The organism is Novosphingobium sp. BL-S-34 (assembly GCF_056857015.1).
In genome coordinates this window covers 768,867-795,514 of sequence record NZ_JBXEPV010000003.1, presented here as the reverse complement: position 1 = coordinate 795,514, position 26,648 = coordinate 768,867, and the positions used below count along the sequence as shown (strand labels likewise).

The following is a 26,648-nucleotide window of genomic DNA, read 5'->3' as shown; positions in this document are numbered from 1 at the left end:
AAAAGCTATTCAGATGGACGTGACGAGCGCCATCATAGTAAATATTATGAGTAAGGGGTTAAATGCTCTCCACAGCAATATCCTACGACGTTTATGGAGGATGAGCCGCAATCATCCTAGAGCGCTTTTTTCCAATGACCGTTAGCGTATCGTGAGAGGCATCGTCGGGGCGGCATTCAGCAAGGGCATTGGCAAGAAAAGCCAAGCCGCTCGGAGTTGGAACTCGAAAATTTGCGACCGAGCGGCCCCAAAGGGAAGTTCACACCTGGGCCGGACGCCACATCGTACGGCATTTTTGCCGTCCTCAAATGCACGGAGGAAAGGCAAAATTGGTTTGAGATGCGACCATTGACGCGGCATCTACATTCAACGATAAGTTTTCATCGGGCAGTGCGGCGCCCGATTAGACGGCATCCGTCCAAGTCCGCTCCATTCGCCGCGCCTGCGGCCAAGGAGCGTTTATGGATTACACGGCTACTGGCAAGCACCCCCCGTCGATGAGCCTTTCCGGACTTTTTCTGAAATTCCTTCGTTTTGGCTTCCTCGCCTTTGGTGGGCCTGTAGCCCAGATTGCCATGCTGCGTGAGGCACTGGTCGAGGAGGAGCGGTGGATTGACCGCTCCCGCTTCAACAAGCTGCTCGCGATTCTGCAAGTGCTCCCAGGACCTGAAGCCCACGAACTCTGCGTCCACTTCGGCATCGTTGCGCGGGGCCGGATTGGCGGGCTTTTGGCGGGGCTGGGCTTCATGCTGCCCGGTTTCGCCTTGATGCTGCTCGCTGGCTGGATCTATGTCACTTGGATAGCGGGACACGGACTGTGGAGCGGGCCGCTTCTGGGCGTCCAGATCGCTGTACTCGCGATCATTCTGCGCGCCGTTTTCCGGATCGGCGAACATATCCTTATAGATCGTCTTACATGGGCAATCGCCTTGATAAGCGCACTGCTCACGCTGACTAATATGCCGTTTTGGTTGCCGCTCATTGCAGCCGCGGCAATTTATGCCTTTGCGCAAAGGCCTTATCTGGCCATTGCCGTAGCTATCTTCACCGCGGGCCTCGCCGCCTGTCTCTATATGCTTCCTGGCGGACAAGCGGCCCTCACTATCTCTCATGAGCCGTCAACAGTCATTGCCCTCTTCATTGCCGGCCTAAAGGGCGGACTGCTGACATTTGGCGGTGCCTACACCGCAATTCCCTATGTCCGCGCCGACACGGTGGGCCGTGGATGGTTGAGCGACGCCACCTTTCTTGACGGGATCGCGCTGGCAGGGATTCTTCCTGCCCCGCTCGTGATTTTTGCAACATTCGTGGGCTATGTTTCGGGCGCGCTGCCCGGCGCGCTTGCGATCACGGCGGGGATGTTCCTTCCTGCGTTCGCTTTCTCGCTGATTTTTTATGAGCGGTTGGAAGCGATCGTCGATCATCCTGCGCTTCAAAGGGCACTGGAAGGCGTTGCGGCAGCAGTGGTCGGCATCATCGCCGCGACCTTCCTACAACTAGGCAAAGCAGCGTGGTTGCGCGTACCCTCACTGCCAATGGCGTTGACGCTGTTTTGCTTCGCCTTGATCGCCGCATGGCGCTTGAAGGGAATGTGGGTGACGCCGGCAATACTGGTCTTTGGCGCATTGGTCGGTGCCGCCAGTTCACTATGGTAGAGCCGCACGGATGCGGCGGACGCTTTCGTCGCCATATGAGTTACAGTTGATATCAATGACCGCGAGTTGTAGGAACCCGGACGGACCGCACCTGGACAAAGAATTTTGACGTCTGAATGACGACAAAGGGTCGATGCCGCCAACGGCCCAGCGAAACAATTAGCCGAATTCTGCGCCGTTACGATAAAGGGCCTCGATAAGCGAGACGCTAAGCCCGTCGATCACATCAGGCTTTGATCGGCAGAGACGCCAGGACCTCCACGATAATGGTTGGGCGGACATGCCCAGTTTTGAGCGATTCGCCGTTCGCCCCCCTCCTTCTAGGAGTGCGCTGACGGGGCGAGGGGGCTGCTGACCGTCGGCGCGATGGCCGAACAGTGCAAGGGGGGCGCGATGCCGGGCGCCACCGCGCCGGATGGGTAGCCTTTCGTTCAGGCACAGAGCATCCGTCGATATGATGTCGGCCTGACGGCAGAGACGCCGCTCGAAGGTATCGGCACGTTTCACCTGCACACATCAGGCGTGGATCCGCCCCATCGCCATCGCTTTGGCGACATCATTGAGAATGACCGGCACAGGACCGGGCCGGGGGAAGCATCGATTGGCGGAGAGGCTGGCGCGACCACTTGGCCGGCGGGCGCTGCCATCCAGGTGGACGACTATCGTTCAAGGACATATTGTTCCTTCGGCTATAGCTACGCTGAGCCCTCGCTCTCCGTTCAGATTGAGCAAAAGCTGGCAGACAGGCTGACCCTTGCGGGAAGCGCACAGTGGGACGGTCACGGTGACTATGGCTCGCGTATCAGCCCGCGCCTGTCGGCGCTGTACCAGCCATATGGGCCGCAGCCTACACGATGGGCAACCGGCTCGACATCACTCGCCCAATTGGATCGCACCGCCCTCCCCATAGCGAAACGGCTGATACTCGGAAGTTTTCTCCGCTCCCCACTCCCGGCAGACTTCTCGAAAGGTTTCGACGAACGCTGCCTGCAATTCTGTCGGACGCCAGTCGCTTCGCGTCGTGATGCCGAGGCGGCGGCGCAGTTTCAAACCCGGTTCGTCGAGGCGCGTCAGCAGTCCGGCGCGAGCCTCGAACAGAAACTGATCCGGCGACAGAAGCGTGAGCCAATCGCCCTCCAGCATCAAACCGCGAATGACCAGGAGCGAGCCGCATTCTATGCGTAGCTTCGGCGGCTCGAAACCATGGGATGTGAACATTTCTTCCCATCGCCGGCGGCCCGGCGTCCCGCTGGCGGAAATTACCCAGGGGTATTCAAGTAGCTTTTCAAAACCGAATGGGCGCCGGGCGAGCGGATGGCCGGATCTAGCGACAATTACGGGATCATCCGAGAAAACCCCCTCTTGCGTGACATCGGAAACCGGCAACGGATCTCGCAAAGCTCCGACAAGGATGTCGAGCTCACCGTGCCGCAGGCTACTGAGCAGTTCGGGATATGGGCCCTCGACGATGTTCACATGCGCATCCCCATACGAACGCGCAAATCGCGCGAGCGATTGCGGCAGCAGGACCGCCTGCGCGACGGGCATCGTGCCGATCCTCAGGCGCCCTCCTCCCTGAGAGCGCAATGCTTCAAGCTCATCGACCCCGGCCTCAAGCTCCGCGCGGACCAAGCTGACGTAACGAAGGAAATGGGCGGCGGCCGGTGTCTTGACGACGGTCCGCCCCTGTCTCGTCAGCAAGGGGACGCCGAGCTGCTCTTCAAGCTCGCGCGCAGAGCGATGAAGTGCAGGCTGCGAGAGCTGCGTCCTTGCGGAGGCCAGCGCAAAACTTCCCGCTTCATCGACCGCGAGCAAGGCGCGCAGCTGATTGAGGGTCACCCGCCGGGAGATATGGGGCAATGCGGGCAACCGGGCACTTCGTCGTAGCGCCTGACCGCCCCGCTCCAGATAAGCCACGGCCCGATGCACCCTGGCAATCAATTGGGATCCGGCCCTGGTCGGACGGACACCGGTGACCTGGCGCTCGAGCAGCGTATGGCGGAGCTGGGCTTCGAGACTGGCAACGGCCTGGGTGACTGCAGGCTGTGAAAGGTTCAGCTCCTTGGACGCTGCACTCAAGGTCCCTAGACGGGCCGCGACAGCCAACGTGTCCAGGTGCCGCAGGTTGAGTCCCATTGGGTCGATCATATGAACTTCAGCATTGCTTATGGTTGGTTCGCATTTCCACATTGCCGAAAGGCGCTACAGAGCGTGTAGATAGGACAACACAAGGGTTGAGGATACGATCAAATTGCGTCTCGGACTTATGGTAACGAAAGCACGGATGACCTGAGGGTCACGCCAACGGGCGGCAGATTTCAGACAGCGTGCGTCTCCCCTTCGCTATCGCAGTACCGTCAATTTGGCATTCTCACGTCGAGTTCGCTCATCTCGCAAGGCTCTACTCCGAGCAGATGACGGGCCGCAAACATGAGACAAGACAAAAGCCATGAAAGCATTGGAAGAGAAGAAGCCCAAAGGGCGTTTTGGCATTTTCGGCCAATTATGGTTCCAGGTCCTCGCCGGCACGCTGATCGGCATCCTGCTTGGCCATTTCGCACCGCAGGCAGGCGTTGCGATGAAGCCGCTAGGCGATGCCTTCATCAAACTTATCAAGATGATGATCGGTCCGATCGTTTTCGTCACTGTCGTTCACGGCATTGGCGGAATGAACGACATGAAGAGCGTCGGCCGCGTCGCTCTGAAATCCATCATTTATTTCGAGGCGATCACCATCCTGGCGCTCGTTTTCGGCCTCATCGGAGTGAATTTGTGGCAGCCAGGCGTTGGCATGAACATCGATCCGGCCTCGATCGATACGGCGTCCATCCAGGGATATGTCGCAACAGCGCATGACCAGTCGATCTCTGCCTATCTCATGGCCATCATCCCGGATACATTTCCCGGTGCCCTGACGGAGGGCCACGTTCTCCAGGTCCTTCTGGTTGCAGTCCTGTTCGGCCTTGCGATGGCCGCTGGCGGTGCGCGCTCCAAGCCGGTCATGGAAGTAATCGAGAGCGCCTCCCAGGGGCTTTTCCGGATCATCGGCTACATCATGTACTTCGCCCCTCTCGGCGCATTTGGCGCGATCGCGTTTACGGTCGGGCAGTTTGGGACGGCCTCGCTTCTCTCTCTCGGAGAATTGATCCTCGAATTCTTCGTGATCTGCGCCGCATTCACCGCGATCGTAATGGGCGCAATCACCTGGTGGTGCGGCGTAAACCTCCTTCGCCTGCTGGGCTACATCTGGGATGAGATCGTCATTGTCGCCGCGACGACCTCGACCGAAACCGTGCTGCCCCGCATCATCCAAAAACTGCGTTCGCTTGGCTGCGATGAAAGCGTCGTCGGCTTCGTCGTGCCGGCCGGCTATTCGTTCAACCTTGACGGTACTTGCCTTTATCTGACGACCGTTGCCGTATTCCTCGCCCAGGCGACAAATACGCACCTCACCATGTGGCACGAGCTTGGACTGATCGCGGTATTGCTGCTTACCTCGAAGGGCGCAGCCGGGGTCGCCGGCGCAGCCTTTGTCGTCCTGGCCGCGACACTGAACACGACCGGAACGATCCCAGTTGCAAGCATTGCTCTGATTTTGGGTATCCACCGGATCCTCGCGGAAGGCCTGACGTTCGTGAACCTCGTTGGAAACACGGTTGCAACGATCGTGATCGCGAAGTGGGAAGGCAAGCTCGACGAGCACACGCTGGCTGCGGCCGTGGGCACCAAAGCAGCCCGTCAACGCTTGGGCATCGCCCACTAACCGAAGTCAATACCTATCCAATCAGAAGACCGGCCGCGCAACGACGCGGCCGGGTGTGGAGAGTCGCATGTCCATTAGCCGAGCCTTGGCCCTCGTACTGGCCTTGCAGGTCTATTCCCCCGCAGCAGCTGCCCAGACGGCCGCATCAGAGCCGTCCCTTGCAACCTCCTTGCCCGCTGGGTCCTACCGACCTGCGGTTTCTCAGGAAGCGGATCGGGATGTAGAAGTTACTGCGGTGCAGGCCGGTCCGTCTGCACCTCAACTGTCCAAATTTGAGCGCTTGCAAAAAGACAATATAATCGGGAAGCAATTGCGCGCCCTGAAGACGAAAGGAATAGACCTTTCTCTCGATTTTGTCGGTAACATCGCCGGCAATCCCATCGGCGGAAATCGCAACGGGTTTGCAGAATCGCACTGGGTGAGTGCAGCCGCGAACGTGGACCTCGAAAAAGCACTTGGCTGGTCTGACACGAAGCTGCATGTGCAAGGCGCGTGGTTCAGCGGAGAAAGTCTGGGACGCAGCTACATCGGCAACTCGATCAGTTTTCAGCAAACTTGGCGCCCCGTTCCGGGACCACGGTTGACGCAGTTCAATATCGAGCGCGATTTCGGACGCTTGAACGTCGTTGTCGGACGCGCGGCGGTGAACAGCTATTTTAACAACTCGCCATTGAACTGTTTGTTCATGACGAACACGTCATGCCTGACCGCATATGGCGGCATCAGTGACATCGGAATTACAGCATTCCCAAACTCATCCTGGGCGGCAAAGGTGCAGTATTCATTCTCCAAGGAAGCCTACTTCCAAATCGGTGTCTTTGATTACAACAACGACCTGAACCTCAAAGGAAAAGCCGGGCTCGACTTCGCTCTCGGGAAAGGCTCGGGAACGCTTATTGCCGGGGAATTCGGATACGAAAGCGATGCAAAAAAGTCCCGGTTTCCAGGTTTGTACAAAGTGGGTTTCTACCTGAATACAGATGGCGGACAGAGCCCGTACTACGACGCGAACCATGGGTCTGCGGCCCAAACCGGACTCCCCCGCACGGGCTTGGATGGCAACCGCGTCGGGATCTACGGCCTGCTGGATCAGACGGTGCTGCGCGCCTCCGGGTCCAGTAAACGCAATCTGGCACTATTTGCCCGCGCATTTCTAAATGTCGGCAATACCCAGCAGTTGGACTGGTTTGCCTCCGCCGGATTTGTAAAAACCGGGACTTTCCGTTACCGTGATGCTGACACCATCGGCTTCATCGTATCGAACACCCATTTCAGCGGTCAACAGATTGCTTATTTGCGAGATCTTCGCGCTAAGGCAGGTGGCAAAGGTTCTCCGAAATCCAATGAAATCATCGCCGAGCTCAATTACGGGTTCGCGGCGCTTCCGGGCCTTCGGATAATGCCGAATATCCAGTATGCAATAAATCCGGATCCAATTTACGCGACCAGCCGCAAGACCGACATTCCCAATGCCCTGGTTCTCGGCGTCCGGCTCGATCTCAAGCTCGCGCAGTTCTTCGGGAAGTAATCGCTAAGAGGGCCAAGCTCTTCGGATCTCCACCGATTCCGGCGAGCTTGGCCTTTCCCATGCGAATCACACAAGCCCGTTGATCAGGAGGGCCCGCCCTCCATCGGCCACCTCGCGATAGAGGTCCCGAGTTCGACTGCGGGCGTTGTCCAGGCCAGCCTCGTCCCTCCGATATCGAGCGGCGAGCGAAGCCGCCGCGCATCTCCCCAAACCGTATGCTCGATCGCGGGGAAGAAATCAGCGTCGTCGGGTTGCAAGCCCAGATTGCCCTGCGCAACCGCCGGATGACGGGTAAGCAAATCCCCTGTTCGGGCGAGGGATAGACGGGCCGAGGCTATTTCTTGTCCCTGGATCGCCCTGTCCAGACCCACCAACGCCGCCGCAGCCATGAGATACCCAGTCGCATGGTCGAGCGCCTGAACAGGAAGCGGCGTCGGTTCGGCGCGCCCTCGCCACGTCATTCCCGCCTCGGCTATTCCGCTGCTCATCTGGACCAGGCTGTCGAAACCTCTGCGCTGCGACCAAGGCCCAGTCCAGCCATATGCATCAAGCGCAACCTCGACGAGAGAGGGATTGAGCTGCCGACGCACACTGGCGCCCAGTCCAAGCCCATCCAAGGCGCCTGGTCGATACCCATGAACAAGCACGTGCGCGCTTGCAAGAAGGTCCTTCAGCGCATGGAGGCCCTCAGACGTGTCCAGACGCAAATTGGCGCAGCACTTTCCGAGCGTCACATCTGGAACGATGTTTGGCTCCTCCCATAGCGGAGGATCGATCCGCAGGACTGTCGCCCCGAGACCGGCCAATGTGCGAGTGGCGACCGGACCGGCTATCACCCTGGTGAGATCCAGGACCCGCAGACCTGCCAGGGGTCTGGCCCGCGTCCCGTGCCAGCTATCGATTGATGCCGAAGCTTCTGCGCGCCAGGATACAAGCGGTTCGGAAGCTATGGCAATTCCTTGAGGATGCGAAGTCCATTGCGCACGCGAACGCATCATGGCGGCCACGCCGCCCTCAAGGACAATCGCGGTTTCAAGGGCTTCGGCATCCCACCGCGCCACAGCCGAGGCGACGTTTGCGCGATCGGGTCCAACCCCGAGGACTTTGAGCGCCGCACGGCGATGATGCGGTAAATTGGTGTGCAGTTTTATCCAGCCATCACGCGCCCGATAGTCCCCCGCAACAATATCCCAGACTGGCGGTAGCTCCCATCCAATGGGATGGACTGATCGACTTGACCATAGCAATGCCAGGCGTCGATCGACCCGAACAGCAGGAGGTGACGGCGCTAATCCAAGCGATGACAGGAGCGCGCTCGCAGCACTTCCGACCGCACCGATCGAGGCACTGAGAAGATCACTGACCGCGTAACAGGATGCGAAGCTTACATCGCCGATTATGTCCGCAGCGATGCTTGTGCCGAGGGCCTGTTGGATTTCCGATGCAATCATGTACGGCCTTGTCTCGGTAACGTTGAATGCGCTCCTACCAGATTACATGTGCTGCTGTGCGGCGGACGAACGTGAATTTTCTGCACATTCTATGAGCAAAAAGAGATCCACGCTTCCCTTTTGCGAGCGGAGACCCCGGGGGCGCAAGTTTTGCCAAGAGATGCCAGGATGGATGATACCCCCTCCCCTGACCATTCGTGGTCAACCATGATTGCGAGCGTTTCAATCGCAGAACCTATCTGCACAGTCCTGGGAGAGGGAATACTCAGCAAAGCTCCCAGCTATCGAACGCTATGGATCGCCGAATGGGTTCATGCAGTTTGATCCGCATGTAAGCCTGCTTGCGAATGATCGCAGCCCAGACCTGGGCAACTATATGACAGATGCGGCGCCCCTTCCGCCGCGCGCTGCGGGCCGAGTGACTGGGATTGGCCTCGGTGTCGTCGACGCGAACAGGCAACTGCTGAAGACGCTGGCTGAATATCGCTGCAAGGCATGATCACGCTGCTCACGGATGGTGGCGGACGTTCGTAGCTCGCAATGAATCTGGATTGTCACATAAGCGTCATATTGACGCCGCGTAGATAGAGAGACTAGCTCGTCAGCGATTGGAGAACAGGCGTGAAGGTCAGACTATCGATTGCCGCTACGGTCACTGCAACCGTGCTCTTTACCGCATCGGCGGTCTCGAGCGAAAGACCCAAGGGCTACCTCGCGCCAGACGAATTCGACGTGACGCATGTCATCGAACCGGCGCCGCGGCCAGGCGATCCGCGCTACGAAACCGATCGCAAGATTTTCAAGGCCACACGCAAGCTCGTCGACACTCCGCGATGGAAGCTTGCAACCGAGGATGCCGACTATACCGTGCCGGCGCTGGCGCGCGATTTCAGCTGCGCCGTGGGCGTCAAGCTCACGCCTCAGAATGCTCCGAAGCTCATGATGCTGATCGAGCGCGCGGGCGCGGATACCGGTGTACAGTCGAGCAAGGCAAAAGCGGTCTACCAGCGGCATCGTCCTTTCACGATTGACAAGGGCCGGATATGCCAACCCGAATCCGAGCTTTACGACGAGAAGAAGCAACGGATGAGCTATGACTATCCCTCCGGTCATACGACCTGGGGGTGGACCTGGGCTCTCGTCCTCTCGAGCATCGCACCCGATCGTGCGCAGCAGATCCTAGAACGCGGGCGTGCTTATGGCGACAGCCGCTTTGTCTGCGGCGCCCATAACGAAAGTGCTGTCGAGGCGGGAATGCTGTCGGCGACAGCCACGATGGCTGTGGTGCAGACCAAGCCGGAATACCAGGCTGATCGCGAGGCCGCGAAAGCGGAACTCGACGCCCTGCGCCAAAGCGGCGAGCAACCCACCGCATGCGAAGCAGAGGCTTCGTTGCTGAACCAGCGGGTAATGCCGCGCTTTTGAAGGCGCGCTGTCATTTGCTTCGTTGTTGCCTCCTTTGACTTGACCCGCTTAGGGTTACGTCAGCGGTGCTTATCGAGCTGGAAAATGCCACTTCAGACACATGCCCTTCCTTACCGCCTGACAGGCGACGGCTTCGAAGTCCTGCTGGTGACGTCTCGCCGCAAGGGAAAGTGGATCCTGCCCAAAGGTAAGATCGAGGCGGGAGAGACGGCGGCGCAACGTGCCGCCATAGAAGCTTTTGAGGAAGCCGGGGTACGTGGCACCGTTGCAACAGAGCCATTGCTCGCATCCTCACTGGCAGACCCCAGTCAGGCCCAGATCTATCCTCTCGCAGTTCTGGAAGAACTGGAGCTGTGGCCGGAAATGGGCGTACGGCAGCGTGCCTGGTTCTCGCTTCCGGAAGCACGGGCACGATTGCGAGATGCGGGATTGCTTCGAGCGCTCACTGCCTTTGCTGCGACGGTGTTCGAAGATGCCCGCCCTGCGACACCAGCGACTAGGGCTCCGACGCCCAACTGAGAGCGACGCGCAGGCCTCCGATAGAGGCTTCGGCAAATTCCATCGTGCCCCTGGTCGCATCGACCAGTTCCTTGACGAGGGCGAGCCCGAAGCCATGTCCGGAAACCGCTTCATTCTGGCGCCCGCCGCGTGCCAACGCATCATGGATCCGTCCAGCCTCCATGCCCGGGCCATCGTCGTCAATGAAGACGCAGATCGTTCCGCCCTCTGCAATGCCGCTGATCGCAATCCCCTGTCGTGCGAACCGGACCGCATTTTCCATCAAGGCGCCGACGATTTCCGTCATTTCCGGCGCAGCCACGGGAACTACAAAGCCGTCGTCGATGTGGACACCGTAGACTAGACTTCCGCCCTTCTCAGTCTGCTCCAGCACCGAGATGACGTTATCGACGACACGGGCCAAATCGGCGGTCTCCCCGTTCGATCCACGCGCCAATAAACTTCAGGCGCGCGCAAGTTCGGTTTCCAGCGCGGCACGGGCGACGGCAAGTGTACCATCGATGGCATCAGCGGCATCCGGCGCCCTCACTGCGCGCCCGGCGCCTCTGCGCGGCCATGGCAGCAAGCGGCGTTTTGAGGATGTGGGCGAGGTCCGCGGCCCGGTGACATGCCCATTGCACGTCAGCCGCCCGGACGTCACCCAACGCGTTGATCGCCTCGACGAGGCGGGTGATCTCACGAGGGTGGTCATTCGCCAGCCGAGCGGAAGGATTGCTCTGCAGCCTCTCGATTTCCCCCTGAACGCGCAGAAGCGGCCACAATCCAAGCCTGATTTGCACGCCGGTAGCGACCAAAAGCACGATCCAAAGCATCGCTACGGCGAACGCGGTTTCACTGCGGATTTCTCGCAACGATAGCGCCAGGTCATCATCATCCGAGGCGAACTGGACAAGCACCGGCTCATTGCTTCCGGCCGGTCGGATAAGCTTGGAAATGACGATCAGGCGATGCCCGAATGGCTGATCGATGCGCCTAAAGCTCCAGATGGTTGACCTCCCGCCCCCGTCCGTCCGGTGTCAGCATCTTGACCCCATACACGAACCTACCGTCATCCTCTTCCAATTCCACTTCGAGCACTTCGCCTGGCACGTGCTTCTGAGCAAGGTCGAGAATGCGCGGAAGTGGTAGAACCTCGCCCCTTTTAACGGCAGCCTAGATATCGCGAGGGTCATACGCTTGGCTGAAGGCGGCGTTCAGACCCAGCCGAAGAAGGCCGACAAGGCTCTGTTCGGTAACTCAGCCTATCGCCGCTATCTCAAGGCCAGCGGCAAGACCTTCGAGATCGATCATAACGATCCTCCGCGCGATAAGGCGTTCATCAAGGAGCGTGACGCCTGCCGGAACGTACAGTGCGTCAAGGAGGTGTTCGTGCGCCACACCAACGACAGTCTCGGCGGCGAATCTCGCTATTACGCTCGTTGAGGATCACCATGCACGGTGACGGAGCAAGCAAACCGCCCTGTCACCGCGCATCGCGGCCCCTTCAGTCGCAGCTTACGCCGTAGTCGGACACGGTGGGATCCTCGTTGTCGCCCACAGTGGTTACGCTAAGCTTTGCCTTGCCCTTGCGATAATCGAAGCTGCAATAGCCGAACCCGGTGCCCGAGCAGCTCTCCACCTCGGTTACGCCAAGCAGCGCCAGTGCCTGTTCGCGCTCATCGATGTGGTCATCGGGGACGCCGTGGTTCGCTGGCGTCCAGCCTGCCGCGATCAGCGCCTTGCGGGCGTGAGTGATGGGCATGTCGTTGATCGTCGGCACTGCGCCGCCGCAAGTCTTCTCCTCAGCGGCGAGCTTGCCGATCACCAGCCCCTGCGCGCTGCGGCGAATGTCCGCGATCGGCGCAGGGACGATGTCGCCGTGCCAGATGCGCGCGCCGTCCTTGCCGAACGGCTGGATGCGGCCGATCGTCTCCTTGCTGCTCGAGCGGGCGTAGGCAATAGCGCGCAGCGCAGTGCCCTCGAATACGCCGATGTTGCCCTTGCTCACGAAGCACGAACCGCTAGTGCCCGGCTCGAACGAACCGGCGAAGCTGACCAACTGGTAAGCGCCAAGCTTCGCTTCTCCGGTCACGCCCCAGCCCGCCTTGGCGACCTCGCGGGCCGCGGCGGACTTTGCATCGATGACTTGCCCGGCGCATTCGGACCTGCTCGCGGCACTGGCGGGCGCTTTGGGGAGCTGCGACACCGGATCGAAGGCGAGTGCCCTGACCTCAGAAGTGAACCCGGCGTTTTTCTCGGCCATAGCCGCCTCAGACATGACGCCGGTGGCGGCTTCGGATGCGGTGTCGCTTGCATCGCTGCCGCGACCATGGTCGCCTGAGGAACAGGCCGCCAGCATGGCCAGCGCGCTCATCGCAGTCGGAAGAAATAGTTGCTTCATCGAGAGGGTGCCTTTCACTTCGATCGGGGGGAAGAGCCGGATCACCGCGGCGTATCGACCGATTTCATGTCGCAGGTGGTTTCGTAAATGGCGCAGACACCGCGAAACCAGGCGGTTCCGAAGGTCATCATGTCGCGAACGTCGCTGTCGTCGTGATAGGTAAGAAGCACCCAGTCGCCGCTGCAGCCATGAATCTCGCCGATCCGGTAGACCTCGGTCAGCCATCGGTCACCAAGGTCGACGATGCGCGGCGACGCGGCATCGGGCAGCAGGTAGCCGCGCGCGGATTGCACCCCGATCTTCACGGTGTCGGACGATACCCAGCCCTCGCCCGCGAAGACCTCGCGGCGGGGATGGCCGGCCTGATCGTTCGGCGCATCGGACGCATGGGCAATGTGCAGCCAGCCGGGCTCGGTGCCGATCACATCGAGATATACCGGATAGTCTCGTTTCTCGTCATGGACGGGCAGCGTGCCGAGGAGCGCCGACCTGTCGTCGGGCGCTGCCATGACGCGCACTGCCCCGCCCTCCCAGCGTTGCCATGCGCCGAACGCGCACTGCGTGGGGCCAGTCGGCGCTTTCGCATGCGGCGGCAGCGGACCGAGCCTGCGCGCCGAGGCCGGGGCCTGCGCTGCGAGAAGCCCGATCACCGTCACTGAAATCGTGGCGAGCCGGATCATGATGGGCACGAACCGGCAAGGACGCGCGAACCACCCTTGCCGTCGTACCTGCGTGACTGTGCGCCGGTGGCCGAATAGCAGACCCGCGCAAGGTTGCTGGCCGGATTGAAGTAGATCGCCCAGTTGCGCCGGTCGCAGGCGTGCTGCTGGCAACCGATGACGATAAGTTCCCCGTTCTCGCGCCGGATCTGCGGGAACGAGCTGCCCTTGGCGCCCAGCAGCCAAGCGCGCGCCTCGGGATCGCTCACCCCGCGCGTCACTGCGGCGCGAACCGCCGGGTGATCGAGAAAACTCACGCCGTCCACTTTGTCGAAAGGATACTTACCGACATAGGCCTCCACCGGCGGCGCCTTTGCAGGCGGAGCGGCAGGGGCGGCAGCGCTTGCGAAGCAGGTCAGAGCCGTGAGAGCGATACGTGTGGCAATCATTGACCGGTTCCTTCCATCTCGGCCTGCCTGCGCTTCATGTGCAGGAGGAAGCCGTGCAGAAGTTCGGTCGACAGGCCGTGCAGCATCAGCCGGAAGCCCGCGCGCAAAGTAGAGTGCGGCACCAGCGGATGGCCGTTGACGATCATCGCGAGGTGCTTTTCCTCCCCCGTCAGCCGGGCAGCATAAAGGCCGATGGTCTCGTCCAGCTGCAGCGAATTGGTGGCGCGCCAGAAATCGCGGTCGGTCAGGAACATCGCGTAAGCGGGGGTGTAGCACTCGATGGCTGTCTGAAGGTCGATCACGTTGAAGCGACCGCGCGGCAGTTCCTCCAGTTCGACGTCCTCGGTGATGGCGGAGAAGTCAATCCGCTCCACCTTGTCGATGTCCTTGCCGCGACGATCCAGTTCGGCGTTCAGGCCGATCAGGTAGTTGTAGATGTTGAGGTCGTGGTTGAGGAACAGGTTGGCGCGCACGTCGTCGATTCGGCGCGGGGTCATCGGCTCCAGCGGGGGGTGAAAGCCCGGCGTCGCATTGTCCGAGATGAAGCGTAGGATCTGCGCGCCCAGATGAAAGTGGCGCAGGATCAGCCGGTTGGCGTCGGGGGTGAGGAAGTGCTTCATCCCGAAGGCGATGCTGGCGTGCAGGAAGCGCGGCGCATGCGGCCAGCGCGGCGTCACAGTATGGACAAGCTGCGCGGCGACGATCCACATCCGCGCGAAGGGACGCACGATCGGCAGCAGGAACTGGCGGCTGCGTGAACGCTGGTCGCGGATCAGCGCGGCCTTGGCCGCAGGCGCGATCGGCAGCGAACGGTCCATCGACAGCGCCAGCCACGGATCGGGATCGCTGCGGTCCCAGTCTGCAATGTCCGGGATGTCAGGCCCGCGCATGTCAGACATTGTCGAGTTCTTCCAGCTGCAGCCGGTAGAGCCGCGCCACAATGCGGGCATGGCGGACCACCGCCGTCGCCGTGGCCGCATCGATGACGGCCATCGCCAGCGCGCGGTCGAACATCGCCAAATGGTCCTCATCGTTTGCGCCGTGATAGGCAAGAAAGCTGACGGCATCCTCGTCCAGCGCCAGCTGCATGCGGATTGCCTCCGCCCAGGGCCCGGCCATGCGGTTGCCCAGCCCCTCGATCACAAACATCGCGCCGAGCAGGCCGACCGGGTTCGCCTGCGACGCCGCGTGGAACATGAAGGCCGAAAGCGCCTCTGAACCGATGTTCTTGACCCCGCCCCGGATCTCCTCACGCATGCCGCCGGCGGCGACATAGTTGTCCTCCAGCATGCGATAGTCGCGGTGCTCGGCGGCGGCATGGCGGATGAACAGCGAGCGCAGCTCCTCATGCTCCAGGTTGGAAGCGGCGCGGCTGATCCAGCGGCCGCCGTCGACAACCTGCTGACGCAGGTTGAACAGCAGGCTGCGATAATCCTCTATCCGCAGGCGCCCCGAAAGCAGGCGGGCGATCACCGGAACTGCCGCCAGCCCGCTCTCGAACTCGATCCACGCACGGGCAAGGCCGCGATGGACAGACTCGAGGTGCGCAATGTCCAGTACCTCGGTCATGTTTCATCTCCGTCCACCACCGTCATCATCGCATAGGCCATAACGCACTGAGCGCTCTCGGGCACGGCGCAGAGCACCGTCTGGCCCGCCGCCAGCCTGCCGGAGCGCAGCAGGTCGTCAAGCAACAGAAACAGCGAGGCCGCGCCGACATTGCCCTTTTCGTAAAGGTTGGTGAACCAGCGGTCCTCGGGGATCAGGCACCCGGCCTTGCGCGCCAACGCAACCATCTCGTCGCGCAAGCTGCGGGCGGAGAAATGACAGAGGAAATGGTCCACCCCGCCAGGATCGACCCGCCCTTCGTCGACGAGGCGCATCAGTTCGCCAAGCCATACTGGCAGCATGCGGTGCAGCGCCTCGACATCCTGCCGCAGCTGGAACGCACCCGCCTGCGCAGCCTCAGCGATCGTGGGAAAATGGCTCCAGGGCACAAGGTCGCCCTGCTCGTTCAACGCGGCGCCACCGGTCATGCACGGCGCGAACCGATCGGCGAAGGAGCGCAAAGAAATCCAGTCGATCCGCAGCGAGAGCCCGCGCGGCGCAGGGCGGTCCTCCACCAGCACCCCCGCAGCACCGTCACTCAGCGTCCAGCGCAGGAACTCGGCATCGCCCGGCAGCGTGCCGTCGGCATTCATCGCGGCGGTGCCGTGATAGTGGCCGGGCCGGAAGTAGCGGCTGGAAAACTCCGCCCCCACCGCCAGCGCCGCCGCGTGCTCGCCTGCGGCAACCTGCAAGGCTGCGGACTTGAGCGCCATCATCGCGCTCGCGCAGACGCTCTGCATGCTGGCGATCTCCACCGGCGGCAAACCGGACTGGGCATGCAGTCCGCTGGCCAGCCCCGGCACCATCAGGTCGTTCTGCGTAGTGGCGGTGGCAAGGTAGCCCACCGCGCGCCGGTCCAGTCCGGAACGGGCGAACAGATCGTCCAGCGCCGCCGCGCCCAGCCGGGCCAGTGTCCAGTCGGTGGTCCCGTCCGGCCGCATGGCATAGTGACGGCTGCGAATGCCGTTGCGGCGCAGCGTCAGCCTGCCGAGCCGCGCCGCCTGAAGCGAGAGGCGTCCGATATAATCAGCCATCGCGTCGTTGGAGACCGGTTCTCCAGGCAGGAACTGCCCCGATCCGGTAACATAGGCCCGCATTCAACACGCTCCCGAAGTCTAGGACGAATCATCGGAAAGCCGGTGATGGCAAAATTATGATCGGTGTTCAATATAATTCTGGACGGCGATTAATTTCCCCGCAGCCAGAGCATTTTCAACAGCTTGTGCGAGCGGCCGAGAGGCTTTCGCGAACGCGGGCAAGCGCCAACGCCATCGGAGCCTTTTCGCCCATAAGCGCGAAGGACCCGTTGATGTCGAACATGCAGTGGCCGTGCACCGTCGCCACAAGTGAACGCGCCAAACGCGGCGCCTCTGCCTGACAGGCGGCCGGGAGGGCGGCGCGCACTTCCTCCACTACAACGTCGGTCAACTGGCCGCGGAGCACGTCATGCTCGGGCGGCATCGTCACGTCAGGTGGCAAGTGGTGGTCGTAGATCGCCATCCATGCGTTGCGGTTGGTATGGGCAAAGCCAAAGTAACCTTCCACCAACGCACGGATGCGGTCTTCTCCGCCTTTTTCCAACGCATTGCGGATGTAGGTTGTCCACAAGACAAACGTGCGTGTATTGATAGCGATGATAAGCTGATCATACGTTCCGAACACATTATACAGCGTACCGATCGAGTATCCGATCCGCTTGGCGACTTCCCTCGCCGAAAACCGCGCGAATCCCACGTCAGCCATGTGTTTGTGGCCTTCAACGATGAGCATGTGCTCCAGCTCTTTGCGGCTGTGATCTGATCTGCGACCCATAGGCGTTCACCATAACAAACAACTCAAAAATGTACATCGTCGAATTTTTAATTGATCGTCGATCAATTCCCCTATAGACCTTTGGCCAGAATCAACAGCTTGGATGCGCCATGTCCGTGATTCCCGCCAGGTCTACTAACGTGTCCGCTCTGGCATGCCGCATCGTGGACAGCCGAATCATCGGAACGGCGATGGTCGCGCACCCTATCCATGCCCGGTTCACCGCAAAGTCGGAAAAGGGGAAAACCCGTCGTGCGAAAGATATCTCGCTACACCGCGATCGCCGCAGCCGCCTTGCTGGCAGGCAGCGGCAGCGCCTCCGCCCTGACAACGCCGCCCCCCGACCGGGCCGTGTTGGCGCTAGGCACGCTGGGACCGCTGGATCTGGACGTGAACAACGGCCCCGGCAACGCCTTCCTCGCCTCGCTGTTTCCAGGCCAGAGCGATCCTTGTCCGCTGCCAGCGGGCCAGAACCCGGATTTCGACGGCGCCTGCATGTGGTCCACGGACGACAACGAGGAGGATTTTGACCTGCTCATTGGCATCGAGGACCACGCGCTCGTCAGTGTGGTCACATCCTGGCCGCGCCAGCTCGACGCGCAGATCTGGGCCTGCGAGCCGGTCGATCCGGTCAATCCGGACAACTTCCTGAACGTGTGCAGCGTCCAGTCCGCCACCCCGGCGCACCGCGCGCACTGGGCAGCCAGTTGGCGAGCCTTCCTGAACGCCATGAACTGAGGCGCCCATGACCAGAAACGCGATCACCAAGCCTGTGATGAGTGGTACGCTCGGCCTTGTCGCCTTCATGCTTTCATCCAGTGCGCCTTCGGCCTTCGCACGGGCCGCGCGCGATCCCTTCCCGCCCGACTATAACCAGGCGATAGGTGCGGTATGCCGCTCAGTGGCGGAAGACCAAGCCTGCACACTCGGCGGCCGGGAATGGTCCTACTGGTTCAGCTTCACCACCGAATTAACAGGCCTGAAGACGTACACCGTGGTCGCCATAGGCCGCCCGCGCGATGGCGTCAGCGACCTGTTGGGCACGACCGCGAAGATGCCGATCGCACAAGTCACATACGGACTGCGTGACAACGCCTGGACGTTGATAGGACGGCAGATCGATCTGGGCGAGGTCTACGTCAACAATACCGGCAACCCCTCGATGTCCGACGACGACGGCGATGCCGCCTACCTGGAACAGCCTCTGCAGGGCGGCAGCGCACTGGTCGGCTATCCCACCGTGACGATGGCTGGTGGCGGCGTGAACCTGCATGGCCATGTGCTGTTCCGCTCCGACCCGGCGAAGCCCGGCACGTGGTCCTTCGGCGGCGAGATCGTCGATGCCTCCGACAACTGGAACGACTGTGACCGGGAAACCGCGCCGGAGAAATGCTATCGCTCCTGGGGCAAGCTGGCGCTGACCGGCAAGACCGTGGCGGGATGGCCGGAACTGCAGTCCACGCAGACAGGCACGCTGCCCGGACCTGATGGCCAGGCGCGGCGCGCCAAGCCCGCCGACGGCTCGGTGTGGCGCTTCAGTGCCGCCAGCCACGCCTATGAAACCGATTCCACCCGATGACGGAGCCCCCAATGATTCGAACTTCCCTGATGATCGCAGCACTGGCCGGCGCCATCTCCGCCGCGCCCGCAATGGCTGCGGCGCCCGCTTGCCCCGGCAGGAGCTTCAACACCTTCCTCGCAGCGTTCGCCGCCAACGCGGATATTCAGCGCGCCCATGTCGCGGATCCGCTGTCTTCCGGCCGGATCGATGCGGAAGCTGAACCGGAGCCGCGCATGGTTACGTCAAGTTTGCCCAAGGCGGCGCTCGGCTTTCCGATAATGCCGCTGGGTGCGGAGCGCCGCCGCGATGGGCTTGAAATGCGCACCGCCCCCAAAGGCGGCGGAAAGTTCGAGGTCGTGCTGGCCAAGCCGGATACCGGGTATCAGCTGCGCTACCAATTCCAGCCGGTCGGCGACTGCTGGCAGTTGTCCGCGATGACTGACGAATCGATGTGAGGAGCCTGCCATGCACTACCGAATGACCACCGCCGCGCTTGCTCTAGCCGTCTCGATTACGCCGGCGCTTCCCGCCCCGCAGGCCATCGCCGCCCCGGCGCGGCAGGGCTTCGACCGCTTCTTCGCAGGCTTCCGAGCTGCGGTTCTGGCCGGAGACAAGGCAAAGGTCGCTGCAATGATTGCCCTGCCGTTCAAGGACTTCGCGGGCGGCGAGGTTGACCGCAGCGCCGCCACGCGCGCGCAGTTCCTCGTCCGGTACGACCAGATATTCACCCCTTCCGTGATCGCCGCGATCCGTGCTGGCAAAGTCCGCGCCTTCAAACCCGGCAGCGATGACGGCGAGGCCCCCGGGCCGATCGTCAAGGGCGAATACCTGCTGGATTCACCGGAATTCGCCAACCAGCTGGTATTCTCGCCCAAGAACGGCACCTATGTCTTAAGCCGGGTGCCTTTCTATTCTTGAATTTTTTGAACATCGATCAAATTATGAATTGATCGATGTATATTTGGCCGGCATATTGGTGCCGAAGACGGATTGCACGGCAACGTTCCATGGCAAAGCGGCATGGCGGTCGCAGATCACCAGACAAGCGGAGCCTCGAAAACGGCCATGAACATTTTTGCTGGACCGGATGAAACGCAAAACCCAACCTGGCCGCTGCGTGCTTGGGGCCTTGCACTGCTAGGCGGACTGTCCGGTCTGCTAATCTACTGGATCATCCGGCCGGACAAGTACCTGCCGAACCTGGATCACGCGGACCTGCGGGCGGCGGCGGCCAGTTTCATCGCGATCGCCGCCGTGCTGCTCGGCTTCGTGGTCGAACGCGGGAAACTGGGCTGGAACATCGCTTTCGCGATTGTCGGCGGCGCGCTGGTGGGGCTGACGGTCTACTTCAACGGTCCGTTCGGTGAAGGAGAGGATGCCTGGCGGGTAGCGTGTGCCGCGCTGGCGGTGGCGATCTGCACCCCGCTGTTCCAGGCCTGGCGCGGGGCGCAGCCGTCCGAAGGGCCGCTGAGCCGCGCGATCCCCTATCCCGAGGCATATCGCCACGCCTGGGGCGACGTGGTGCTGTGGCTGGCAGCATGGGCCTTCGTTGGCGTGGTCTGGGCAATGGCGACGCTGCTGGGACAGCTGTTCAAGCTGATCGGCATCGTGATCCTTGCCGAACTGCTGAACGATGCCTGGATGATGCTGACGCTGAGCGGCGCCGCGCTCGGCGCGGGCATCGCCATGCTGCGCGACCGCGATCATATCCTTGCGCTCATGCAGCGGGTGGTGACGACAATCCTCTCGGTCCTCGCGCCATTGCTGGCGATCGGCCTGCTAGTTTTCCTCGCGGCGATCCCGTTCACCGGCCTTGCACCCTTGTGGGGCGCAACGCGCTCGACAAGTCCGATCCTGCTGAGCTGCATCGTCGGCGCGCTCTGCCTTGCCAACGCGGTGATTGGCGAGGAACAGCCGCACGAAGCGCGCAGCCCCCTGCTACGCGCAAGCGTCGGCGCGCTAGGGGTGTGCATGCTGCCGCTGGCACTGATCGCCGCGCTCTCGATCGGCCTGCGCCTCCACCAGTACGGCCTGACACCCGACCGGCTGTGGGCGGTGATCTTCTCCGGCATCGCCTGCGCCTACGGCCTCGCCTACATCGTCACGCTGGCGCATCGCCGGCTTGGGGCAGCGCCGTACCTGCGCGCCGCCAACCTGCGCCTTGCGATGGGCCTTGCGGTGCTGGCGCTGGTGCTGGCTACCCCGCTGCTCAACTTCGGCGCGATGTCCGCGCGCGATCAGGTGGCAATGCTGGAAAGCGGCCGCGTTCCGCTTAAGCAGTTCGACTGGGCCGCACTGCGCTTCGATTTCGGCCGGGCCGGTAAAGACGCCGTGGCCCGGTTGGCGAAGCAAGGCCGCACGAAGGAGATCCGCACTGCGGCCGCTTATGCGCTCAAGGAAAACAGCCGTTATGCGCTGGAACCACGCCAGTTGGCAGAAGGCAAGCCGCAACCATATAATCGCGATCATCTCATCGTTCTTCCCCGCGGCGCGCAATTACCTGCCGCTCTCTACGACCAGCTCAGCAGTTATTCGGCCTGCTACACCAGCGCCACCTGCGTGGTCTGGTACGCACCGGGCAGTCGCGAGGCGGTGATTGTGACCAACAATGGATCGACGCGCTACCATCTGAGCAACGGAGCCTGGGGCCCCAATGAGCGTAATCCGGTGCGCACCGCAGAACAGAACCGCCAGATCGAAAATGGTCTAGCCACCGGCAAGGTGGAAGTGCGCACCGTGACACGCCGCCAAGTTTACGTGGACGGCCTGCCGGTCGGCCCGAATTTCGAGTGAGCCACATTCCTTCCCCAAAGCAGTTTGAGGTAAACCCATGCCCCCTATCCTGATGATGGCCGCCGCCCTTGCCGCCTCCCCAACTGCGATAGGTCAAAGCTTCGAGGCGCTGACGCAGGCCAGCAAGGACGCCCCGCTCTGCACCGAAGAAGGCGGCCTGTGTGTCACCGGCACGCCAGAAGGTGCCTTCGTGGTCACTCGCAAAGGCAAGCCCGTCGCGCAATGGACCGCGAAGAAGGAGCAGGACGACGATCGGTTCCGCCCCCTTCCCTCGGTGCTGCGCCTGAGCGACGGCAGCGGCGTACTCGTCGGGGTCGGCGTGCAGCGCAGCAAAATGTATTCCGGCGGCAATGCTGAAGTGATCTTTCAACGCCTGATGCTCGTGCGCTTGGGCCAAAAGCAGGGGAGTGAACCGGTCGCAGTAATGGAGGCGCCCTACAGCAGCGACATCTCGATCCGGGCCTGCTTTGACGAAAAAGACATGAAGCAGCGACTCGATGCCTGCGCCGATCAATATACTCTGACGAGCACCCTGGCGTCCGCGCCCAGCACTCACGGGGGCACGCAAAGCGGCATGCCCGACCTTATCCTGGTGGTGAAGGCCACCAATTTTCCGCGCGGGGTGAGCCGTCAGGCGGACTCGCTGGAGATGCCCGCGCTAACCCAAACGGACCTCGTCGAGGAAACCGACAAGATCTGTACGTACAGTCGCCGCTATACTTTTAATGCTGCGGCCCACGCCTACCGACCCAACGTGCCGCTGCCTCCATGCGAGGATTTCACGGTTCCGTGACGCCGTCCGCCTCAGGCTGAACGGCGACCCGGAAGAATGGCTCACCGCCCAGCGCGCAGGGACTTTCCGCCGACATGGCGCTGTCGGTGACGACCATGACGGTGCCAAACCGTTCAAGCCTCACGCTGCGACGGGGTTGCCCGTGCAGCGTCACCTTGCCCGCCATCGCTGATCCTCCCAGCCTGCCGGTAACCCTGCAGATGCTTTGCCCGTAGGCAGGCTGCGCCTCAACGATCATCACGCTGCCGTCGTCAGTCACCGCGACTGTTCCGGTGAAGTTGCGCCAGGTTCCCGCGCGCAACTGGGGCCCGCCGAGAACCACCGCGTCAAGAAACGCCGCACGCTCAGCCAGCACCGCCTGCAAGGCTGCCGCGTTGCCGCCCGAGGCCCGATAGGCGAGGCCGCGCAGTTCCTCGAAGTAATGCTGGTCATCGGCGAGCGCCATGGCTGCATCTTCGGGAAGGTCCCGGCGCACGGTTTCGAAGCGAGCCGTGATCCTGCGGTCAAGCGCAGCGCTTGCCGGGTCAGCGCAGATCGCGCGCGATACCTCGTCCATGTACGCTGCAGCGCAATCCAACGACGGGTCGCCACGCTCGGCCGCATGAGCCGATGCAACCGTGGTTGCCGCGAGGGCCAGAGCGATGGCGTAGCCCAGATTCGTGACGGTCATGAACGGTCCTTCCTTGATCGCATCTTGGGTCAGGAACCTAACTTGCCACAAAATAATCAATGTTCAATATATAATTGACTGATGTCTATTTATGTCGCACCTTCCCCTCGCCACGATGGAGATTCAGACCCATGCGCAAGATTGCCCCCGTTTTTGTCGCTGTCCTGCTTGCAGCTTGGGCCCCCGCGGCGGTCGCGCAGCCCGAACCGGCCACGCGGCTGACTTTGTGCCGCCCCGGTTCGGACATGCCCAGCGCCGAACTGGAGACGCAGGCGCTAGGTACCGCGACCTGCCCTTACGACGAAACCGATCTGGGCGGGCGCATCGCACATCTGATCGAGCGTGCCAGCGGCACTCGCATAGAGCATGTCGGCTTGGCACTGAGTTTCGGGCTTCCGGGGATCAAGCCGATCCGCAGCGAACGCCGCATGACTGCGTATGCGACAATGGCAAGTGGTAAGGACTGGAAGATGCTAATTGCCGTCCGTGAGGCGGCTTTCCCGCTCGGCGACGACCAGCCCGCCGTCTTCGAGACTGGCGCAGATCCGCGCCGGCTCGTCGGCCTGGACAAGCTCGATGTCGAGATCGATCTGACGCTCGAGACTAAGAACGGCGCAACCGGCCCCGATGGCTGCCTGACCGCCGCACGGTTGGCGGCAGCGGCGAAGAGTGCGGGGTGGCAGGACCTCACCACCGTTTCCCAGACGTTCGTGACCGATGGTGGCCCGGGCTACCCGCTCTATCGCGGGCCGGAAGGGCGCATCATGACCTTCACGCTCGATCGGCAGGAGGGCGGGCTGCCGAGCGGGAGGGACATGGAAAGCAGTTGTCTGCGCAAAGTCATGATTGCAACCGCTGCCAACACCCCGGAAGGACTCAAGCGCCGCACTCTCCCCGTGCCCTGACGCTTTCAGTAAAGCAGCCAGGGTATGACTTTGTCGGCCCCCTCGATGCGGAAATACTGTCCCACCAGCGCACCGCCGAGCTGGCAGTAGGGCGCCAAACTGCCCGGCCGCACGCTCTCGTCCTCGATCGCCAGCGCGATACCTAGGCGGCGTATAAGGATGACATGGCCTGAGCTATCTGTTGGCGTCACTACGATGCCATCACCCGCCGAAGCCGCAGATCCCTCGATGACGCAGATACCTTTGCCTCTATCAAGGGTATGGGAAATGCTGACTATCTTGGCATGGCCTCTATCGTTCAGGTCGAGCAGGACTTCCTTCATCCCATCGCTCCAGCCGCCTTTCATGCCCTGCCAGTCGCCGGGCCGGATGCTGGAGAGGAATTGGTGTCGCTGATCCTTTAGCGATGCCGTCACCTCCTCCAGATCCTGCGCGCTCGCCTTGCCTTCCCGCACCATGACAGCCGCCCTTTTTGCGAGCGCCTGTGCCCAAATTTTCCACGCCCTCTGGTTACCGCGTAGCACCTCGGCGGAAACTGGATCGAGGGTGGCCGCTACCCTGTCCGCCTCCGCAGTCATGGCTGATTGGCGATCAGGGGTGGTGGATGCAGCGGCAGGCGCGGCAGTAAGGCACAAGGTCAAAGCGAGAAAACGTACACGAACCACAGCCATTCCTTTATCGAAAAATCTTCAATGTTGTCAGGGCCGGCGTGAAAAGCCGGGCCACCTCCGCGGGGTAGTCACGTTCCAGCATCTCCCAGTCGGTGCGCGGCAAAGGCAGGAATGCGGCATCGCTATTGCCCTGACTGTCCTTGCAATTGCGCAGTTCGAAGTCCAGGCGGAGCACCTCGGCAAGCGCTGCCAGAGTCTCGGCGCGATCGGCATCCCCGCCTCCGTAATCAATGCGCGTAAGCGCCGCTTCGCGCGTGATCTCCAGCCACAAGTCATCGAAGCGCGCGGACAGCGCCGGCAAGCCCAGCAACGCTGGGCATTTTGTCGCGATCTCATCCTCCTCCTCGCCGCGGTCGACCCACAGCACGATTTCGTCGGTGTCTGGCGAGCACATCGAACAGGTAATGTAGATCGGCATGCGCGATGTAATGGCGGATGAGTGCCATCGGGACGGTCCGGTCGACGGGACCGGCATGAACTGGGCGGGCGGCGTCCGCGATGCGCCGTTCCTCCTGGTTAGCCTCCCACAGCTCGAAGGCATCGTCGGTCAGTGCGATCCGCGCGGAATCCCGGGTTACGGACAGTCATAACAGCGCACCTGCCCGGTCTCGCTCCAGCGCTATTGCACGCAGCCATCCACAAGCGAGATTTTGGCAAAGCAGGGCATGTACGAAAAGGCAAGGTGAGCGGGATGGACGATGATCTCGTCGCGGCGATAGGGCATCCGCACAGCGCATGTCGATCTCGAACGGGTCGGGATGAAAATGCAGGTTAAACTTCAGACGACGGGGGGCATGGTGCAGCGCGCCGATCGATTCCACCGTCGTACCTCTGGCGTATGAGAATATAGCGTCCAGGCGCTCCGCCGTAATGCGCCCGGTCGGTTTGCCATCTGCTCCGCTGCCTTCGAAATTGCCACTGATCAGCGCGTGCAACCATTGTCCTATCGTCATTGCATGCTGGTCCTTATGGATCGCCTGTGCTGCTGAAGTAGGCTTTCTCCAATTCCCGCAATTCCTCGTTGCGGCGTTGGTAGTGCGCGATCACGCAATCCTCCCCCGCCAGCCCTTGCGCAGTGCCATAGCCAAACACATCGTCGATGATACCGCAGTCGGCCTCGGCAAAGGCCGTCCAGTGCCGCTGCGCCTCGGCGAAAGAGGCTGCCGCGCGGGAGTAATCGGTTCCGGCAGGGCCTTTGCCTTCCAGGGCCTTGCCAATGCGCGCCACGATCCCCGCCTGCGCGGTCTTGAGCGCTTCGCGGTGGTCGACCATACAGTGCCCCCAGCCCAACGTGGTGCCTTCGCCCTCGGCTTCCGCCTTCTTCACGCACTGCGTCAGCCATGCCGGATCGTCCATCGGCTGGGTCTGCCTCGCCGGGGCCTCGCTTGATGGATCGGGCGCAGCCACGACGGCTGCGGCAGGCAAGGCCTGACCGGCCAGCAGAAGCCCCGCGAGGACGCGTGCCATCGCCGCGCCGCCCGCTCTGTTCAGCCCGATCATGTTCCTTCCGCTCCCTTCAGGCACTCGGAAATGCGGGCGGCGACAGGATTCCAGGTGGCCGCAGCCGCCTTAGGATAGACTAACCGGAAGCTGGCGAAGCGCACCGTATCGGACAGGCCGCGCTGGTAGAACACCTTGCCATCCATTGTTCCCGACAAGGCGTACCAGCGCGGCTTCGACGCCTTGTAGGTGATCGTTCCATGCTCACCGGTGATGTGCGCGGTTTCCGCCGCCAGCACCTGCGCGGGCGTGAGGTTTTGCGCATTGAAGGTGCCCCATACCTCCAGTCGCGTTCCATCCGCCGCAACGAACACGCGCCCGTCGCCGTTGTCCGCCTCCGGCTGCGGGGTCAGCAGGTCCGCCGGGAAGCAGATCAGAAATTCAAACCGCGCATTGCCGTACGTATTCCAGTCGTGCTGCGGCGGCGCAGCGCCCCAAACGGCGGATATCGGCGCTGCGGCGGCCGCCAGCAGCGCCAATTGAAGCATTCTCATTGCGGTTCCTTT

At 61.9% G+C, this 26,648-nt stretch carries 32 protein-coding genes; 14 read left to right on the top strand and 18 right to left on the bottom strand.

Going from position 1 to position 26,648, the window contains the following annotated elements; all coding sequences use genetic code 11:
• Window positions 1-461 precede the first annotated feature (461 nt).
• Entirely contained in the window at window positions 462-1,655 is a 1,194-nt protein-coding gene (chrA, locus tag AC1VV3_RS26415; protein ID WP_482963353.1) for a chromate efflux transporter, read from the top strand.
• Window positions 1,656-2,528: 873 nt separating this feature from the next.
• Here chrA and AC1VV3_RS26410 read toward each other — a convergent pair.
• Window positions 2,529-3,803, bottom strand: coding sequence for a LysR family transcriptional regulator (locus tag AC1VV3_RS26410; RefSeq protein WP_465128335.1), 1,275 nt, complete (start codon window positions 3,801-3,803; stop codon window positions 2,529-2,531).
• A gap of 301 nt (window positions 3,804-4,104) precedes the next feature.
• On the opposite strand from AC1VV3_RS26410, the gene dctA reads away from it, so the two are divergent.
• Both dctA and AC1VV3_RS26400 read left to right on the top strand, forming a co-directional pair.
• The gene (dctA, locus tag AC1VV3_RS26405) at window positions 4,105-5,418 is read left to right on the top strand and encodes a C4-dicarboxylate transporter DctA (protein WP_482963352.1); all 1,314 of its coding nucleotides are present in this window, start codon (window positions 4,105-4,107) and stop codon (window positions 5,416-5,418) included.
• Between the two features lie 67 nt (window positions 5,419-5,485).
• Window positions 5,486-6,946, top strand: a complete 1,461-nt coding sequence (locus AC1VV3_RS26400; RefSeq protein WP_132269002.1) for a carbohydrate porin — start codon at window positions 5,486-5,488, stop codon at window positions 6,944-6,946.
• 83 nt (window positions 6,947-7,029) lie between these two features.
• On the opposite strand, the gene AC1VV3_RS26395 is transcribed toward AC1VV3_RS26400, so the two are convergent.
• Window positions 7,030-8,397 carry a CoA transferase gene (locus AC1VV3_RS26395; protein ID WP_482963351.1) on the bottom strand — a complete coding sequence of 456 codons (1,368 nt, stop codon included), beginning with the start codon at window positions 8,395-8,397 and terminating at the stop codon, window positions 7,030-7,032.
• Window positions 8,398-8,710: 313 nt separating this feature from the next.
• Between AC1VV3_RS26395 and AC1VV3_RS26390 the strand changes: the two genes are divergently transcribed.
• From AC1VV3_RS26390 to AC1VV3_RS26380, 3 genes are all read left to right on the top strand, one after another.
• Window positions 8,711-8,896 (top strand): hypothetical protein, encoded by a 186-nt coding sequence (locus tag AC1VV3_RS26390; RefSeq protein ID WP_482963350.1) that lies wholly within the window; start codon window positions 8,711-8,713, stop codon window positions 8,894-8,896.
• A gap of 122 nt (window positions 8,897-9,018) precedes the next feature.
• Window positions 9,019-9,822, top strand: coding sequence for an acid phosphatase (locus tag AC1VV3_RS26385; RefSeq protein ID WP_482963349.1), 804 nt, complete (start codon window positions 9,019-9,021; stop codon window positions 9,820-9,822).
• 84 nt (window positions 9,823-9,906) lie between these two features.
• The gene (locus tag AC1VV3_RS26380; protein WP_132269008.1) at window positions 9,907-10,341 is read left to right on the top strand and encodes an NUDIX hydrolase; all 435 of its coding nucleotides are present in this window, start codon (window positions 9,907-9,909) and stop codon (window positions 10,339-10,341) included.
• On the opposite strand, the gene AC1VV3_RS26375 is transcribed toward AC1VV3_RS26380, so the two are convergent.
• From AC1VV3_RS26375 to AC1VV3_RS26365, 3 genes are all read right to left on the bottom strand, one after another.
• Window positions 10,319-10,744 (bottom strand): ATP-binding protein, encoded by a 426-nt coding sequence (locus AC1VV3_RS26375; protein ID WP_482963348.1) that lies wholly within the window; start codon window positions 10,742-10,744, stop codon window positions 10,319-10,321. The genes AC1VV3_RS26380 and AC1VV3_RS26375 overlap by 23 nt on opposite strands.
• A gap of 103 nt (window positions 10,745-10,847) precedes the next feature.
• Entirely contained in the window at window positions 10,848-11,237 is a 390-nt protein-coding gene (locus AC1VV3_RS26370) for a hypothetical protein (protein WP_482963347.1), read from the bottom strand.
• A 76-nt stretch (window positions 11,238-11,313) separates the two neighbouring features.
• On the bottom strand, window positions 11,314-11,454 hold the full coding sequence (locus AC1VV3_RS26365; RefSeq protein ID WP_132269202.1) for a PepSY domain-containing protein: 141 nt from the start codon (window positions 11,452-11,454) through the stop codon (window positions 11,314-11,316).
• A gap of 63 nt (window positions 11,455-11,517) precedes the next feature.
• Between AC1VV3_RS26365 and AC1VV3_RS26360 the strand changes: the two genes are divergently transcribed.
• Complete coding sequence (locus AC1VV3_RS26360) at window positions 11,518-11,763, top strand: hypothetical protein (RefSeq protein ID WP_132269014.1); 246 nt, start codon at window positions 11,518-11,520, stop codon at window positions 11,761-11,763.
• Between the two features lie 61 nt (window positions 11,764-11,824).
• Here the strand turns inward: AC1VV3_RS26360 and AC1VV3_RS26355 are convergent, their stop codons facing one another.
• The 7 genes from AC1VV3_RS26355 to AC1VV3_RS26325 form a co-directional block, all read right to left on the bottom strand.
• Complete coding sequence (locus AC1VV3_RS26355) at window positions 11,825-12,721, bottom strand: hypothetical protein (protein WP_482963346.1); 897 nt, start codon at window positions 12,719-12,721, stop codon at window positions 11,825-11,827.
• 41 nt (window positions 12,722-12,762) lie between these two features.
• Window positions 12,763-13,401, bottom strand: a complete 639-nt coding sequence (locus AC1VV3_RS26350) for a hypothetical protein (RefSeq protein ID WP_482963345.1) — start codon at window positions 13,399-13,401, stop codon at window positions 12,763-12,765.
• Entirely contained in the window at window positions 13,398-13,829 is a 432-nt protein-coding gene (locus tag AC1VV3_RS26345) for a hypothetical protein (RefSeq protein WP_482963344.1), read from the bottom strand. The genes AC1VV3_RS26350 and AC1VV3_RS26345 overlap by 4 nt, the downstream gene beginning before the upstream one ends.
• Window positions 13,826-14,719 (bottom strand): DUF6999 family protein, encoded by an 894-nt coding sequence (locus tag AC1VV3_RS26340; protein WP_165921514.1) that lies wholly within the window; start codon window positions 14,717-14,719, stop codon window positions 13,826-13,828. The genes AC1VV3_RS26345 and AC1VV3_RS26340 overlap by 4 nt, the downstream gene beginning before the upstream one ends.
• Before the next feature lies 1 nt (window position 14,720).
• A complete protein-coding gene (locus AC1VV3_RS26335) occupies window positions 14,721-15,398 on the bottom strand; it encodes an iron-containing redox enzyme family protein (protein ID WP_482963343.1) in 678 nt (225 codons plus the stop codon).
• A complete protein-coding gene (locus tag AC1VV3_RS26330) occupies window positions 15,395-16,534 on the bottom strand; it encodes a 3-oxoacyl-[acyl-carrier-protein] synthase III C-terminal domain-containing protein (protein WP_482963342.1) in 1,140 nt (379 codons plus the stop codon). The genes AC1VV3_RS26335 and AC1VV3_RS26330 overlap by 4 nt, the downstream gene beginning before the upstream one ends.
• 115 nt (window positions 16,535-16,649) lie before the next feature.
• Window positions 16,650-17,207, bottom strand: a complete 558-nt coding sequence (locus AC1VV3_RS26325; protein ID WP_482963341.1) for a TetR/AcrR family transcriptional regulator — start codon at window positions 17,205-17,207, stop codon at window positions 16,650-16,652.
• A 294-nt stretch (window positions 17,208-17,501) separates the two neighbouring features.
• Between AC1VV3_RS26325 and AC1VV3_RS26320 the strand changes: the two genes are divergently transcribed.
• The 6 genes from AC1VV3_RS26320 to AC1VV3_RS26295 all read left to right on the top strand — a co-directional run bounded on the left by AC1VV3_RS26320 (window position 17,502) and on the right by AC1VV3_RS26295 (window position 22,396).
• The gene (locus AC1VV3_RS26320; protein WP_482963340.1) at window positions 17,502-17,987 is read left to right on the top strand and encodes a hypothetical protein; all 486 of its coding nucleotides are present in this window, start codon (window positions 17,502-17,504) and stop codon (window positions 17,985-17,987) included.
• Window positions 17,988-17,994: 7 nt separating this feature from the next.
• Window positions 17,995-18,828: a hypothetical protein gene (locus AC1VV3_RS26315; RefSeq protein WP_482963339.1), complete on the top strand. Its 834-nt coding sequence runs from the start codon at window positions 17,995-17,997 to the stop codon at window positions 18,826-18,828.
• A gap of 29 nt (window positions 18,829-18,857) precedes the next feature.
• A complete protein-coding gene (locus AC1VV3_RS26310; protein ID WP_465128350.1) occupies window positions 18,858-19,265 on the top strand; it encodes a hypothetical protein in 408 nt (135 codons plus the stop codon).
• Between the two features lie 10 nt (window positions 19,266-19,275).
• The gene (locus AC1VV3_RS26305) at window positions 19,276-19,728 is read left to right on the top strand and encodes a hypothetical protein (protein WP_132269035.1); all 453 of its coding nucleotides are present in this window, start codon (window positions 19,276-19,278) and stop codon (window positions 19,726-19,728) included.
• Between the two features lie 102 nt (window positions 19,729-19,830).
• On the top strand, window positions 19,831-21,603 hold the full coding sequence (locus AC1VV3_RS26300; RefSeq protein WP_482963338.1) for a DUF4153 domain-containing protein: 1,773 nt from the start codon (window positions 19,831-19,833) through the stop codon (window positions 21,601-21,603).
• A gap of 37 nt (window positions 21,604-21,640) precedes the next feature.
• Window positions 21,641-22,396: a hypothetical protein gene (locus AC1VV3_RS26295; RefSeq protein WP_132269040.1), complete on the top strand. Its 756-nt coding sequence runs from the start codon at window positions 21,641-21,643 to the stop codon at window positions 22,394-22,396.
• Here AC1VV3_RS26295 and AC1VV3_RS26290 read toward each other — a convergent pair.
• Window positions 22,383-23,066 carry a lysozyme inhibitor LprI family protein gene (locus AC1VV3_RS26290; protein ID WP_482963337.1) on the bottom strand — a complete coding sequence of 228 codons (684 nt, stop codon included), beginning with the start codon at window positions 23,064-23,066 and terminating at the stop codon, window positions 22,383-22,385. The two genes, AC1VV3_RS26295 and AC1VV3_RS26290, sit on opposite strands and share 14 nt — an antisense overlap.
• 131 nt (window positions 23,067-23,197) lie before the next feature.
• Here AC1VV3_RS26290 and AC1VV3_RS26285 point away from each other — a divergent pair, with 131 nt between their 5' ends.
• Window positions 23,198-23,971 carry a hypothetical protein gene (locus AC1VV3_RS26285; RefSeq protein ID WP_132269044.1) on the top strand — a complete coding sequence of 258 codons (774 nt, stop codon included), beginning with the start codon at window positions 23,198-23,200 and terminating at the stop codon, window positions 23,969-23,971.
• 5 nt (window positions 23,972-23,976) lie between these two features.
• On the opposite strand, the gene AC1VV3_RS26280 is transcribed toward AC1VV3_RS26285, so the two are convergent.
• The 5 genes from AC1VV3_RS26280 to AC1VV3_RS26260 all read right to left on the bottom strand — a co-directional run bounded on the left by AC1VV3_RS26280 (window position 23,977) and on the right by AC1VV3_RS26260 (window position 26,630).
• Entirely contained in the window at window positions 23,977-24,642 is a 666-nt protein-coding gene (locus AC1VV3_RS26280) for a hypothetical protein (protein ID WP_465128354.1), read from the bottom strand.
• A 4-nt stretch (window positions 24,643-24,646) separates the two neighbouring features.
• Window positions 24,647-25,060, bottom strand: a complete 414-nt coding sequence (locus AC1VV3_RS26275) for a hypothetical protein (RefSeq protein WP_465128355.1) — start codon at window positions 25,058-25,060, stop codon at window positions 24,647-24,649.
• A 166-nt stretch (window positions 25,061-25,226) separates the two neighbouring features.
• Entirely contained in the window at window positions 25,227-25,595 is a 369-nt protein-coding gene (locus tag AC1VV3_RS26270; RefSeq protein ID WP_482963336.1) for a hypothetical protein, read from the bottom strand.
• Window positions 25,596-25,608: 13 nt separating this feature from the next.
• Entirely contained in the window at window positions 25,609-26,142 is a 534-nt protein-coding gene (locus tag AC1VV3_RS26265) for a lysozyme inhibitor LprI family protein (RefSeq protein ID WP_482963335.1), read from the bottom strand.
• Complete coding sequence (locus AC1VV3_RS26260; protein ID WP_482963334.1) at window positions 26,139-26,630, bottom strand: hypothetical protein; 492 nt, start codon at window positions 26,628-26,630, stop codon at window positions 26,139-26,141. The genes AC1VV3_RS26265 and AC1VV3_RS26260 overlap by 4 nt, the downstream gene beginning before the upstream one ends.
• Window positions 26,631-26,648 lie beyond the last annotated feature (18 nt).

Excerpts from the sequence above, each read along its gene's own strand:
- AC1VV3_RS26350 (WP_482963345.1), bottom strand. The coding sequence starts at position 13,401 with ATGATCCGGCTCGCCACGATTTCAGTGACGGTGATCGGGCTTCTCGCA.
- AC1VV3_RS26380 (WP_132269008.1), top strand. The coding sequence starts at position 9,907 with ATGCCACTTCAGACACATGCCCTTCCTTACCGCCTGACAGGCGACGGC.
- chrA (WP_482963353.1), top strand. The coding sequence starts at position 462 with ATGGATTACACGGCTACTGGCAAGCACCCCCCGTCGATGAGCCTTTCC.
- AC1VV3_RS26315 (WP_482963339.1), top strand. The coding sequence starts at position 17,995 with ATGACCAGAAACGCGATCACCAAGCCTGTGATGAGTGGTACGCTCGGC.
- AC1VV3_RS26295 (WP_132269040.1), top strand. The coding sequence starts at position 21,641 with ATGCCCCCTATCCTGATGATGGCCGCCGCCCTTGCCGCCTCCCCAACT.
- AC1VV3_RS26260 (WP_482963334.1), bottom strand. The coding sequence starts at position 26,630 with ATGCTTCAATTGGCGCTGCTGGCGGCCGCCGCAGCGCCGATATCCGCC.
- AC1VV3_RS26270 (WP_482963336.1), bottom strand. The coding sequence starts at position 25,595 with ATGACGATAGGACAATGGTTGCACGCGCTGATCAGTGGCAATTTCGAA.
- AC1VV3_RS26280 (WP_465128354.1), bottom strand. The coding sequence starts at position 24,642 with ATGGCTGTGGTTCGTGTACGTTTTCTCGCTTTGACCTTGTGCCTTACT.
- AC1VV3_RS26345 (WP_482963344.1), bottom strand. The coding sequence starts at position 13,829 with ATGATTGCCACACGTATCGCTCTCACGGCTCTGACCTGCTTCGCAAGC.
- AC1VV3_RS26410 (WP_465128335.1), bottom strand. The coding sequence starts at position 3,803 with ATGATCGACCCAATGGGACTCAACCTGCGGCACCTGGACACGTTGGCT.
- AC1VV3_RS26335 (WP_482963343.1), bottom strand. The coding sequence starts at position 15,398 with ATGACCGAGGTACTGGACATTGCGCACCTCGAGTCTGTCCATCGCGGC.
- AC1VV3_RS26285 (WP_132269044.1), top strand. The coding sequence starts at position 23,198 with ATGCGCAAGATTGCCCCCGTTTTTGTCGCTGTCCTGCTTGCAGCTTGG.
- AC1VV3_RS26330 (WP_482963342.1), bottom strand. The coding sequence starts at position 16,534 with ATGCGGGCCTATGTTACCGGATCGGGGCAGTTCCTGCCTGGAGAACCG.
- AC1VV3_RS26355 (WP_482963346.1), bottom strand. The coding sequence starts at position 12,721 with ATGAAGCAACTATTTCTTCCGACTGCGATGAGCGCGCTGGCCATGCTG.
- AC1VV3_RS26265 (WP_482963335.1), bottom strand. The coding sequence starts at position 26,142 with ATGATCGGGCTGAACAGAGCGGGCGGCGCGGCGATGGCACGCGTCCTC.
- AC1VV3_RS26325 (WP_482963341.1), bottom strand. The coding sequence starts at position 17,207 with ATGCTCATCGTTGAAGGCCACAAACACATGGCTGACGTGGGATTCGCG.
- AC1VV3_RS26390 (WP_482963350.1), top strand. The coding sequence starts at position 8,711 with ATGCAGTTTGATCCGCATGTAAGCCTGCTTGCGAATGATCGCAGCCCA.
- AC1VV3_RS26305 (WP_132269035.1), top strand. The coding sequence starts at position 19,276 with ATGCACTACCGAATGACCACCGCCGCGCTTGCTCTAGCCGTCTCGATT.
- AC1VV3_RS26310 (WP_465128350.1), top strand. The coding sequence starts at position 18,858 with ATGATCGCAGCACTGGCCGGCGCCATCTCCGCCGCGCCCGCAATGGCT.
- AC1VV3_RS26290 (WP_482963337.1), bottom strand. The coding sequence starts at position 23,066 with ATGACCGTCACGAATCTGGGCTACGCCATCGCTCTGGCCCTCGCGGCA.
- AC1VV3_RS26395 (WP_482963351.1), bottom strand. The coding sequence starts at position 8,397 with ATGATTGCATCGGAAATCCAACAGGCCCTCGGCACAAGCATCGCTGCG.
- dctA (WP_482963352.1), top strand. The coding sequence starts at position 4,105 with ATGAAAGCATTGGAAGAGAAGAAGCCCAAAGGGCGTTTTGGCATTTTC.
- AC1VV3_RS26275 (WP_465128355.1), bottom strand. The coding sequence starts at position 25,060 with ATGCCGATCTACATTACCTGTTCGATGTGCTCGCCAGACACCGACGAA.
- AC1VV3_RS26400 (WP_132269002.1), top strand. The coding sequence starts at position 5,486 with ATGTCCATTAGCCGAGCCTTGGCCCTCGTACTGGCCTTGCAGGTCTAT.
- AC1VV3_RS26300 (WP_482963338.1), top strand. The coding sequence starts at position 19,831 with ATGGCGGTCGCAGATCACCAGACAAGCGGAGCCTCGAAAACGGCCATG.
- AC1VV3_RS26340 (WP_165921514.1), bottom strand. The coding sequence starts at position 14,719 with ATGCGCGGGCCTGACATCCCGGACATTGCAGACTGGGACCGCAGCGAT.